Annotated in this window: 9 protein-coding genes and 2 pseudogenes; 10 read left to right on the plus strand and 1 reads right to left on the minus strand. The window is 56.9% G+C overall.

All coding sequences use genetic code 11. The features are described from left to right. Window positions 1-116: 116 nt before the first annotated feature. The 9 genes and pseudogenes from NBT82_RS13835 to NBT82_RS13875 form a co-directional block, all read left to right on the plus strand. Window positions 117-461 (plus strand): annotated as a pseudogene (locus NBT82_RS13835) (PAS domain-containing protein); the annotation flags it as partial. A gap of 3 nt (window positions 462-464) precedes the next feature. Beyond that, a pseudogene (locus NBT82_RS13840) lies at window positions 465-1678 on the plus strand (RNA-guided endonuclease InsQ/TnpB family protein). 191 nt (window positions 1679-1869) lie between these two features. Continuing rightward, window positions 1870-2124: a type II toxin-antitoxin system HicB family antitoxin gene (locus tag NBT82_RS13845; RefSeq protein ID WP_251328698.1), complete on the plus strand. Its 255-nt coding sequence runs from the start codon at window positions 1870-1872 to the stop codon at window positions 2122-2124. A gap of 1 nt (window position 2125) precedes the next feature. Next, a complete protein-coding gene (locus NBT82_RS13850) occupies window positions 2126-2371 on the plus strand; it encodes a type II toxin-antitoxin system HicA family toxin (protein ID WP_251328699.1) in 246 nt (81 codons plus the stop codon). A 449-nt stretch (window positions 2372-2820) separates the two neighbouring features. Beyond that, window positions 2821-4854 (plus strand): GAF domain-containing protein, encoded by a 2034-nt coding sequence (locus tag NBT82_RS13855; protein ID WP_251328700.1) that lies wholly within the window; start codon window positions 2821-2823, stop codon window positions 4852-4854. A 48-nt stretch (window positions 4855-4902) separates the two neighbouring features. Continuing rightward, complete coding sequence (locus NBT82_RS13860) at window positions 4903-5283, plus strand: response regulator transcription factor (RefSeq protein ID WP_251328701.1); 381 nt, start codon at window positions 4903-4905, stop codon at window positions 5281-5283. A 61-nt stretch (window positions 5284-5344) separates the two neighbouring features. Continuing rightward, window positions 5345-6508: a poly-gamma-glutamate biosynthesis protein PgsC/CapC gene (locus NBT82_RS13865; protein ID WP_251328702.1), complete on the plus strand. Its 1164-nt coding sequence runs from the start codon at window positions 5345-5347 to the stop codon at window positions 6506-6508. Further along, window positions 6505-8088, plus strand: coding sequence for a Mur ligase family protein (locus tag NBT82_RS13870; RefSeq protein ID WP_251328703.1), 1584 nt, complete (start codon window positions 6505-6507; stop codon window positions 8086-8088). Before NBT82_RS13865 ends, NBT82_RS13870 begins: the two co-directional genes overlap by 4 nt. Window positions 8089-8268: 180 nt before the next feature. Continuing rightward, entirely contained in the window at window positions 8269-10131 is a 1863-nt protein-coding gene (locus NBT82_RS13875) for a transposase (RefSeq protein WP_251328704.1), read from the plus strand. A gap of 107 nt (window positions 10132-10238) precedes the next feature. Here the strand turns inward: NBT82_RS13875 and NBT82_RS13880 are convergent, their stop codons facing one another. Next, entirely contained in the window at window positions 10239-10409 is a 171-nt protein-coding gene (locus tag NBT82_RS13880) for a GntR family transcriptional regulator (RefSeq protein WP_251328705.1), read from the minus strand. Window positions 10410-10731: 322 nt separating this feature from the next. Between NBT82_RS13880 and NBT82_RS13885 the strand changes: the two genes are divergently transcribed. Further along, window positions 10732-11982 carry an RNA-guided endonuclease InsQ/TnpB family protein gene (locus NBT82_RS13885; RefSeq protein ID WP_251328706.1) on the plus strand — a complete coding sequence of 417 codons (1251 nt, stop codon included), beginning with the start codon at window positions 10732-10734 and terminating at the stop codon, window positions 11980-11982. Window positions 11983-12302 lie beyond the last annotated feature (320 nt).

Here is a 12302-nt window from a genome sequence, read left to right on the forward strand (position 1 = left end):
AAGGAGAGCGAGAAACGAACCCACCGGTATCGGGCGCTCGTTGAAGCGTCGCACGACGTCACCACCACCATCGACACGGACGGAACGATGACGTACGTGAGCCCCCCGCCGTCACACGAGTTCTCGACGACGACTCCGAGGAATTAGTCGGGCACACTGGATACGGATACGTCCATCCCGACGACCGAGAGCGAAACGAAGACGTGGTCGAAGCCGTGCTGTCGGCCCAGGACGAACCCCAGACCGTCGAAGTCAGATTCGAACACGCCGACGGGTCGTGGTGCTGGATCGAAGCCACGATGCGGAATCGACTCGAAGACGATGTCATCTTTCTACAAGCGGGAAACCCCGCCGTTTACCGCGGGGAGGAACGCGACACGGTGAGAAACAACCGCCGTTCGGTGGCCGACCGACTCCCCACACCAAACGCAACCTATATGAATGTAAGGTTCTACATATGAAGTATGGCGGAGGTACGTCGCACGGTCGTCGTCAAACTCGATATGGACGACAGCGACGCGACTCTCCTCCACGGAACCGTCAAGCAGTACCTGTGGGCGTGCAACTACGTCGTCCAAGACGCGTGGCAGGACGACTACAAGCCCACCTCGAAAACCAAACTCCACGACCGGACGTACTCCGACGTTCGCGAACAGACACGGCTTCAAGCCAACCTCGTTCAATCCGCACGCAACAAAGCCGCCGAAGCCATCAAGGGCGTCGTCGCCCGCTGGCAGAACGGCAAGAAGGCGTCACAACCACACTTCACGACCCCATCCGTCAGATACGACAAACGGAGCGCGACGTTCTACGACGACCGCGTATCCCTCTCCACGGTGAACGGACGTATCGAAGCCGAATACGTCTTTCCACCAGAGGGAGACAACCCGCACACGAAGTTCCTCCACGACGACGACTACAAGGTCACGGGTGCGACGCTCCAGTACCGCGACGCGACGGACACCTTTTTCTCCACATCGGAACAAAGGCCGATGTGGAGTCCGAGATACCGGACGAAGGCGACGCCGAGAACAGCACAGTCCTCGGCGTGGACCTCGGTATCGAACAGATTGCCGTCACGTCAACCGGAATGTTCTGGAGCGGCGACTACCTCAATCACCGCCGTCGGGAGTACGAGCGGGTGCGTGGCGACCTGCAACGGACAGGTACGGAATCAGCCCATCGAACTATCGAACGGATGGGCGACCGAGAAACACGGTGGGTCGAAGATTACCTGCACCGGATCTCGAAAGCCATCGTCAAAGAAGCCGTCGCGCACGACTGCGACCGGATAGCCTTCGAGGAGTTGACCGACATCCGCGACCGGATGCCGGGCGCCAAGAAGTTCCATACGTGGGCATTCCACCGTCTGTACGACTACACGGCGTACAAGGCCGAAGCGGAGGGCATCAAAGCCATGCAGGTAGACCCAGCGTACACGTCAAAACGTTGCTCGAAGTGCGGGACGACGCTGGACGAGAATCGTCCGTCACAAGCGAGGTTCTGTTGCCAGAAGTGCGGGTACGAGGTTAACGCGGACTACAACGCGGCGAAGAATATCGGATTTCGGCTACTCCGTGCGGAGCAAAAGTCTCCGCATGGAGGGGCGACACGTCACCTCGCCCTGAAGTCGGGGACGCTGAACGTGAATGGCGGCTACTCGCCTGCCACCCAGTAGGGTCGGCCAGAACGGGAGTTCACCGACAAGCTCCGCCCTTTAGGGCGGAGAAGGTGACTTTGTGTATCTCACCAAGATGTACGAGTATGTGAGTAACAGCGTTTTTCAACAGTCTGTCGAGGAACGGCCGTTCGTGGACGAGGAGGGGGAAGGCTTACGTCATTCCCAGCGATTAATATTATTAACTGAGCATGGCCACCGCTACAGAGCCGCCGGCCGGCGTCGAGTTCGTCCACGAGGAGGACGGGCGAGTGACGGCCCGGCACGTCGAATCCGGCGTTGCATCGTTCGGCGACAGCGAGACCGATGCACTCCGCCAGCTCGCCGACGCTCTTGACAGTCACTTCGGCGCTGGGGAGTCCATCGACGATCCCGAGACTTGGCTCGCCGAGGAAGGGATCGACGCCGAGATCGGCGAGGCCGGCTCGCCACCTTGGCTCGAATAGCGTGGTTCGGACGACGTTCTCCTCGCGGGAAATTATCAAAGCGCTCACCAAGCACGGCTTCGTTCCGGTCGGCGGGAAGGGGAGCCACACAACGCTCCGCTACGAGAACGCCGACACCGGCGAGGTTCGGACGGTGACGGTTCCGAAAGGTGACCCAATTCCGGTCGGGACGCTTCAGGACATCGCCGATCAGGCCGGCGCAAACGACTTCCATGAGTTTTGCCGGTGGGTTGACCGGACATGTTGAACGCGGCAGTAGAGCGCCATGACAGTGACCCGGGGCGAACGTCGGGATTTCGATCGCCTCGCAGCTGACGTTACTCCGGGGTCCAGCCGTCTATGCGTGTCCAGGTGGCGGGAGTTACGCACTCGCTCCCTGCCGATCCGGCGTGTCCACGTTCGATGCCCTATGAATCCCGACAAACCACGTATAGTATTCTTCAACAGTCCTCGGTAATTGAGACTCGATTCTCAAATTCAGATTCGTAATTCCGGGATTCATTTCGACTTGTCTATTACGCGTAACTTAGTCGGAGTTCTTCCCGTCCCCTCATGATCCTGAACATTGTTACAGATGATCTCTCGCAACTCGTAGCCAATTCTGTGATGCTAGGTCTCCACTGGTGGGTATCCCTCTTCACGACGTTATGATCCGTCAATGAAAACATCTATGATGAATTCGTGGAAAGTTCATTCATGGACACAGGCCCCCATAACGATGCTTTGGGGGATAACGGAGAGAGTACCAGCCGCTATAGATCCATCATCGAAGCTGTTCGAGACGGCGTTTTCGTCGTCAATCTGGACGGGACTATCATCTACGTCAACGACTCGCTTTGCTCATTGACTGGACGTGAGCGGAACGAACTGGTTGGCAACACGTTCGACACGCTGGTTGAATCAGGACTGGTTGAATCAGCCGAGTTTGATCGATTCGTTACAACCATCAACTCCATTGCCGACGGAGAAATCCAGGATGAAATTCTGACCTTCGAGATTGACCAGGAAACCGAACAGATGGTAGACGTTCGCGTCTCGAAACATATCCGGGACGACGGCACTGACGATATCGTCGGCGTGGTCCGGGATGTGACAGAGCGCGAACGAAGGGCCCGAGCGGCAGAACAAAAACAGGAGGTGCTGGCAAAACTGTATCAAGTTGGTGCAGAGGACGCTCTCACGTTCGAACAAAAAGCCGAGCGTATCCTCTCCATCGGGTGTGAGTACCTGTATCTGCCGTTTGGGTTCCTGTCGAGAATAAAGGAAGACACACAAGAGATTGTACACGCTGTTGGCGATCATACACTGCTCCAGCCAGACGAAACCGCACCGCTGGAGCAGTCGTACTGTCGGAAAACCATCCAAAGCGACGACCTGGTCGGTATGCAGGACGCACAAGCGGAGTTAGGCGAAGACGACCCGGCGTACGAACTGTTCGACTTGGGCTGTTATATCGGAACGAAGGTCATGGTCGGAGAGAACCTCTATGGGACGTTCTGCTTTGCGGCCCCACACGACCGTGACCGGGAATTCACCGCCGGCGAACGGGAGGTGATCAAGCTCCTTGGACAGTGGGCCGGGTACGAACTCGAACGGCAACGGTTCGAAGAACGCTTGGAAGGTCTGCATCAAATATCACAGCAGTTGCTGGCGGCTGAAACGACGACGGACATCGCAACCATCACGATCGAGATGATTGTGGACCTGTTCGATCTCCCGGTGAGCGCGTTTTGGGAGTACGACGCCAGTGACGACATGTTACGCCCGGTGGCTGAAACCGACGAGGCAGTACGGATCGTCGGGGAGGCTCCGACGTTCGAGCGAGGTGACGCACTCTTGTGGGAGAGTTTCGACAGTGGTGAGATCCGGAACTACGAGGACCTGGCCGAACAACCAGGAGCGTACAACCCGGAGACACCATTGCGGTCAGAGGTCCACGTTCCCTGCGGGAATCATGGAATTATCACGAGTTCTGCGACCGAGCCACGTGCGTTCGACGAGATCGATATCGAGAGCCTCCGACTGCTTGAAGCACTGGTCACGGAGGCAATGACCGCAGTCAAGCGCGAAGAACAACTGGCCGAGCGTGGTGAAGCACTCCAGCGACAGAACGACCGCCTCGAAGAGTTTGCCGATGTCGTGGCACACGACCTTCGAAACCCAATGACGGGGGCGATCGGCTTTCTCGAAATCGCTCGCAAAACGAACGAGTCACAGCATTTCGAGCGCGTCGAACAGTCCCTGGACCGGATGGAGGAACTCATCGACGAGTTGTTGATGATCGCACGCGGTGATCGCCAGGCAGTCAACATACGCACACTTTCGTTGCAACCAATCGTCGAGGAAGCGTGGTCGTATACCGACGCCCCTGAAGCGACGCTGTCCGTAGACGACCCGCTCGGTGAGATACAGGCCGACGAGACACGACTGTTGCAACTGTTCGGTAATCTCTTTCGCAACAGTGTCGAACACGGCGGCGACGACGTTACCGTGGAAGTTGGCCCCCTCGCTGACGGGGGGGGGTTCTACGTCGCCGATGACGGGCCAGGGTTTTCCGACAAGCAACGGACGGAGATCGAAGCACTCGGAGACACGGACGAGATGTCGGGATTTGGAATCGGACTCATGAGCGTTATCGATATCGTGGAAGCACACGGGTGGGACCTCTTAGTCCCCGCCACAGATCAGGGAGCACGCATCGAAATCCGAACTGGTGAACGGAGCGAATGACCCGTGGAACCAAGCGTCGCCGTAATAAAGTGTGGATAGGAGACTCACATGACCACCGAAATAGTCATTGCTGAGGACGATGAGACGACCCGGGAAGTCGTCGAGTTCAACCTGACTGACAACGGATGGGACGTGGTGGCGTTCACAGATGGTGATGCGTGTTGGGAGCATCTCGGATCACGGACCAGCGATCCACCAGATCTCGTGGTGTTAGACGTGATGATGCCCGAACTCGATGGCCTTTCGGTCCTCGAACGTATCCGGGATCACGACGCACTCGTGGATCTGCCAGTCGTCATGTTGACGTCCCGCAACCGGGAGGAAGATATCGTGCAAGCACTCGACGCCGGTGCTGACGATTTTGTGGCCAAGCCTTTCTCGGAAGCCGAACTTGTGGGGCGAATTGAGGTCGTTCTCGACGCAGTCTGAGTGTCGAGTAGTAGTCGTTCATATGCGTAGACCTTTAACTATCAGTCTCGTTTCTTTTTTAATGTGGGTTGCTACGTTGTTGGCCGTCGTAGGGTTACTTGGCGTAGCAGTGACGACACAGTTTACTGGCTACCGACTCGGTGGAACGATCACCGTCCCGGTACTCGCAGTGTACACCCTCAAGAACGTCCTGATGGTGCCGGTGTTCGTCCTCAGTACTATCGCAGCGTACATCGGCCTCTGGTATCTTCGAGAGCGAACTCTGATCTACGGTCGAGACCAATTTGTCGCCGCGTTGGTCATCGGAACGTCAGTCCCGTTGGTAACGCTTCTTGGGCTGATTCAGGTCGGGTTTGATGCAGATCTCATCGTGTTTATCGGCAGTATTCTCCCCGGTCTCGCGGCCTACAACTTCCACAGCATCAAGCCGGAGTTTCGCCGGAACGATTTGCTCGCAACGATAGGACTGTTTACAGGACTGGTCATCATCGGTTGGGCACTGGTCACGCCGGGGATAGCTGCCCGATTCGGGACGGTAACGCCACCGGTGTTGTTCGCAGAAACCGCCGACGTTGCGTTGTTTAATAATGCAGTCGTTGATATTTCAACAGGAACAGTCGTCATTCCGAGGGAAATCGTGGCTGGCCTATTTGTTCTCGGTCTTCTGTTATCTGAGCGTATCCGGGGGAGATTCGGCGTCCGGGTGGGCGTCATTACGGCTGTCCTGTTGGCAGTCTACGCACTCACGAACGTCTGGCTGATCGCCATGTATCTGGTTTTATTGGTTCTTGCATTCGGCTTCGTTCAGGCGATGAACTCCGCAACACTGCGGTATGGCCGGGTACTGCTCGGGACCACCACCGCGTTTGCACTTCTCGTGGCAGTGCCACTCACGCTCTCGCTCCCGATTAGTCGTGGGCTGTCTGCGTTTTTTATTGCCTTCCTCGCGGGCATCACAGCATATAACGCTCACGTGACAGGCTCGTTTGATCGGCGTCTGGTACTACCTCTCCAGGCAGTCGTATTCGTTCCAGCGTTGCTCGTGGCGCGACTGTTCGCTACACCGGAACCGAAGGGAATCCCAAAGGAACTCACGCTTCCAGTGATACTGATAGGCGTGTTCGTCGTGTTGGTCGGCTTGGGTATCGGGCGCTGGTATGCGGTTGACAAGCCTGACGAGTCCGAGGTCCTGTCGGCATCCGTTCTTTCAGGGGGTAACTCATGAGTACGAATGCATACGAGATATACGGGCGAGGGTTCGGCTGGTCGTGGCGACTTCGGACTCAGGAACGCGTGGTAGCGACCGGCGGCCATCACTACGATACATCACGCGAGGCCCGACAGGCTGTAGACCGAGTTCGAGGAGCAGTTGCTTCGCTCACTGGTGATGACGAGGCGTTCGAAAGCGAGGATATCAGCGACCCGCGAACGATTGTCAGAGAGGACCCGACGCCGTCCGGCGAGCTTCCACAAGATCGGAACAATTGGGTGTGGCAATTACAGATACCCGAGCGCACCCTCGCCAACAGCGCAGACCGGTTCCCTACCGAGAGCGATGCCAGGCATGCGTTGGATCGGTTCCTAGAGCGGGCCGCGGGTGCCCTCCCCATGTTCATGGTCGGTGCCGAATACGAGTGGCGGGACGGACCACGATCTATCGAGGTCGGAAAGCCGAGCCTGACCGGTATCATTAAAGAGTTAACACGAGGGTTCCGTCACCGCAAGGCACTCCGACGCCTGGACACTCGCATCGCCGTGGCGGGGAGCCGTGGCAAGACATCGACGACCCGCCGCCTCGACGACGTGTTCAATCGCCGGGGCTACGATACGCTGACAAAGATCACCGGGAACCACCCGACACTCATCCACAACGGCGAGGTTCACCCCATCGACCGACGCGGGCCTCGGACGACGCTGTACGAGAACATCAGCGTCATCGGGGAGTTCGCTCCGGAACTCGATGCCTATGCCGCCGAGGATATCGGCATCTTCGAAAACCAGGGCATCACCGAGTACACCACCCGGCTCATTAATCAACAACTCATCGATCCGGACATCGTCATTCTCACCAACGTCCGCCAGGATCACAACGACACGCTTGGCAAGACGCGGACCAATATCGCCCGATCATTCGCACGGTCGGTCTCCGCCGGGACACACGTTATTAGTGGGGAACAACACCCTGTTCTCCACGAGTATATGCGAGAGGAGATCGAACGGCGGGGCGGTACCATCGAACAGGTCGAGATTCCAGAACGACACGAGGGGATGATCGGGGCAGAGACTGCGCACGCGATTGACGCGGTCCTGTCGTTTCTCGGCGAATCGCCTCTGCCCGACGGTGAACTCGAAGCGTTTTTAGATGCGATCCAGCCGGAGTGGACCCGACTTCCTGACGGTCGTGTGTTCAACGCAGCACAAGTGAACGACGTCGAGAGTACGGAAATGGTCCGTCAGGCACTCGTTTCGGAAGATGAACAGATACTGCCGTTCGTCTATCTCCGGCGAGACCGGCGCGGTCGAACCGCCTCGTTCGCAGAGTACGTTGACCTCCTCCACGATCAAGGCCACGTCAATGAAGCCCACGTTGGTGGGGCCAATACGCGTGCGTTCGCTGAGAATACCGAGCTGCCGGTCATCCGACACGACAAAGGAAGCGACGCCGAGACTGTGCTGACCGATCTTCTTGCAGAGGGCGAGCCTGTCGTCATCATGGGAAACACCGTCGATGAGTTCATGCGTGAGTTCGAGGAGGTTGTACGTACTCAGGAACAGGAAGCAACCGAATCTATCAAACCGACGTAGAACTCTATTACTGCTCATTGACTGAATAGGTTGTGCCGACGAGTACGATGCCAGCAACGACCGGGAAGAAGCCCAATACCGGAGCCCGTCGCAGTACTACGGTGCGGAGGATGAAGTCAAGATGGATGATAGGTGACACCTGCTAATTTATAACCTATACAGCAGTAACGTCCCGGAAGCGTGCCGAATCCTCCACAGGAGTTTGGATCTATCGATCTCGACTTTTCGTCGAATCCCGAGCTGGCGGCAGAGTTCCCTGATAACTCGAAGGCACTCCTGATGCTTGGTTTCGAGCTGCTACACGCAAAGAGGTGGCCGATGGCATCCATCTCGGAGCAACTTCAGGCCTACCTGAACCAGGGCTTCGATCCAGCCGAAGCCGTTGGCGAGCTTGACCTCGTCACCGACACCCTCCCGTTCTGGAAGCTGGAGAAGAACTGGTACAAACTCGACAGGGAGGACGCCGCACGGCTCTATCTCTACCGGTCCCTCACCGCCTCGAAGGACTACGCCATCGAAGAGGAGTTGAAGGACGGCGTTGCGGAACATCTCGGCCTGAACGACACCGTCACGGAAAATACCATCGAGCGCATCAGCGAGGAAGTCGAGAAACAACTTGGCGGTGAGGTACGTACCGAGGTTCGGGAGGTCCTAGAGGAACTGGAGGACAACGACGAGGTCGTCACGCTGCCGGAATCCTCAGCCGACGGGCGCGGAGAGCCGCCGCTCGTGCTCATCTCGCGCGAGATGCGGAAGAGAGCGTACCAGTATTTCCAGCTTGACCGGGACGAGTCACGGGTCACGTACCCCAAGTGGCAGTTGTTCAAGCTGATGGAGATCGCCGGGCTATGCAACATCCACCCCAACGACGCCGAGGAACCACTCCGGTTTCTCCCGTACTTTTACTACCGAGACGTGCCCGGATTCAAAGCGCTCTGGAACCAGCTCCGCGAGTATGACATGCTCAAACTGCGGAAGATGTACCTCGCCGCCTTGGAGTCAATCATTACCGTAATCGACGAGTACGGCTACCTGCCCGAGACGACCGATATCGCCGTGGACCTCACGAATATCATGTGGTACGGTCGGCACTCGAACCAGAAAAACAAGAACGGGGAGCCGCTCGACCGGGATGAGATTCCGCACGAAGACCAGCCCATCGGCGTCGAGGGTGTGAATGAGAAGGCGGGAAGCGCCTACGCGTTCCAGATCGCGTCCGTGAGCCTCGCCAACGTCGAGATACCCGTGACGCTGGCCGCGAAGAGCATCCAGCGCCGCGGGAACATCGAGCACCAGATAGACGAACTGCTCACCTACGCCGATCAGTACGTTGATCCCGATGTCGTCTGTATGGACGGGGGATTCTACGGTCGCGGAATGCACGAGTGTCTCGAAAATCACAGTCTCGACTTCATTTCCCGTCTGCGAGGGCGTATGCCCTCTATCGTGAGGGAACTCAAGCAAGGGGCGATTTACAACGACTTGGACTACAATGCAGCGGGATACGACGTTCGCATCGGTGAGGAAGTCCCGGAAAGCGAGGCCGAGTCGTGGCTCATCACGATGCCGTCGGAGAAACGTATCTCCAGGGCTGACACCGGAACCGAGGACCAGGGGAATTGGGAGATCTACTACACCAACCTCAATCCCAAGCAGTTCGGCGGGTTGGAGATCGGGCGGCGATATCGGCAGCGTTGGGCAGTGGAGACATCCTATCGACTGATGAAACACGATTTTACCGCGAAGTCGGCAAGCGAACTCCGGAGCCAGCGAGAATTTATCGCCAGCATGGCGTTCATCTACAACGCGATGTGGATGGCGTCGAACGTGAAGTACGCTGTGGAGAACGACCGCCCGGTGAAAGATGACCAGGGGCGTTACCCCTTCACCGCCAACCAGTTGATGGTCGCCATGCTGCTTGACATGGAGGATATTGATATCGGAGAAGTGCGAGATCTATCAGTTCGAAGTAACATTGTTCGGGAGGTGTTCGGAGATGGCTATCCGTTCCGTCTCGAAGGCCATCCTGAATTTGAGAACTGAGGCTCAATTACCGAGGACTGTCAAGCAAACCTTCGCGGTCCTCGCCACCACCCACACCGTGGACCGCCATGTCGGAGAGGTCGGCGGTCCCTGGAGACAGGCCGTCCTCAACCCAGCACGAGTTCCCGCTTTGTACCATCGTCGCGCCGGTCCAGGTGGCCGAGTTCGGCTAACTCCTTGAGCGCCCGCTGGACCGTGCGCCAGGACACGTCAACGTCGTCCGAGAGATTATCGACGGTGAACCGTTGGCCGACGTAGCCAGTTGCCGCCTTGGTCACTTCCCGCGTCCCGACAGAGAACGCTCGTTGTCGTCCAAGATTTAGTCATCTGAGGAGGCAGATCAGTCACTACAGATATTCTCGTAGCTGTTGATGTCATTCAAATATGTGAAATGCAAAAGATCATAACCCTTCGAATTGACCTGCTTGTAGTGGCGGCCTGCGGCGGATATTGAGTCGGCCTATCTTTCTACGAGGAGAGAATCCCGGCGTTTACGCCGAGAGTGAATCCGACAACGCTGACCCAATCCATCACGGACGGCAGGTTGGATATTCCACGCACATCCACACCATTAAGTTAGTTTGTCTACATAGTCTATGTATGGCGATTAAGGCCACACGTACCTACGTTGGGTCCATCCAGAACCACCAACAGGTCTGTGATGGTCTTGATTCGCTCGGAGACTCCGCCTCGAAAATCTGGAACGTCGCACGATGGACAGCCGACCGTATCTGGGACGCAACCGGCGAGATCCCAAACGGGAGTGTGCTGAAATCGTATATGAAAAACCAGTCGTGCTGGAAAGATTTGAACGCACAATCCAGTCAGAAAGTCATCGAAGAACTTTCTGACGCTTTCCAGTCATGGTTCGATCTGCGACACAACTCCAAAGAGGCGAATCCCCCCGGCTACCGCAAACACGGCGACAACCGACCCAAGAGTACGGTGACGTTCAAAGAAGACGGGTTCAAACACGACCCTGAGAACAACCGGGTCCGGCTCTCGAAGGGCTCGAATCTGAAAGAACACTTCTCGGATTTCCTGCTCTGTGAGTACCAGACTCGACCTGATGTTGATCTCTCGGAAGTCAACAGCGTCCAGAATGTTCGTACCGTCTGGAACGGTGACGAATGGGAAATCCACTTCGTCTGTAACGTCGAGCTCGAATCTGCTGACACAGCAGACGACGGTGTTGCGGGGATCGACCTCGGAATTACAAATATTTCCACGGTCGCGTTCCCGGACGAATACGTCCTGTACCCCGGCAACTCGCTCAAAGAAGACAAACACTACTTCACCAGAGCTGAGTACGACACCGAGGGAGAGAACGGCCCGTCAGAGAAGTCGATGTGGGCGCGTCGGAAACTCTCCGAACTTGAGACACACTTCTACCACACGCTGACGGACGCCATCATCACGGAGTGTGTCGAACGCGGTGTCGGTACGCTCGCGGTGAGTTGGCCTGAAGACGTGCGAGCGTCAGACTGGGGTAAAACCGGCAACAAGAAGTTACACTCGTGGGCATTCGACCGCATCTACCAGTACCTCGAATACAAAGGCGAGATGCGGGGTGTTGAGGTACTGAAAGAGAACGAGTGGAACACCTCGAAAACGTGTTCACGCTGTGGAGACGACACGAAATCGAACCGTGTCGAGCGTGGCTTGTACGTCTGCTCGTCGTGTGAGTTGGTAGCCAACGCGGATTGTAACGGGGCGGAGAATATGCGTCAGAAGATAACTCCGAGTCCTCACGGTGAGGATAGGAGTAACGGCTGTGTGGCACAGCCATCGACATACCTGTTCGACCGCGAGAGCGGGACGTTTCACACGAGAGAACAGGTCGTGTCGTAGACCAGCAAATATCCCACCTGCGGCACGGGAAGCCTCGCCGTTTACGGCGAGGAGGATGTCACTGCTGTTCTTGCACACCACCAATCAGTACCACTCGGCCATTCAAGATATTGATTCGATAGCGTTGGGGTACCTTGGTCTCATTCTCTTCGGGGTGTCAGTATCGGTCACTGGCGTCGCCCTACTGCTGAGGACGAACGGTGAGTGACGAGGCCATCGGACTGGCAAGGTAGTCAAATCGACGACCAGGTGATCGATATGCACCCTGTATTCAGCACAGTCAGTGAGGCCTAGACAGGTCTTTGCAGAAAGTACGCACC

The organism is Haloplanus sp. HW8-1 (assembly GCF_023703795.1).
Taxonomy (GTDB): domain Archaea; phylum Halobacteriota; class Halobacteria; order Halobacteriales; family Haloferacaceae; genus Haloplanus; species Haloplanus pelagicus.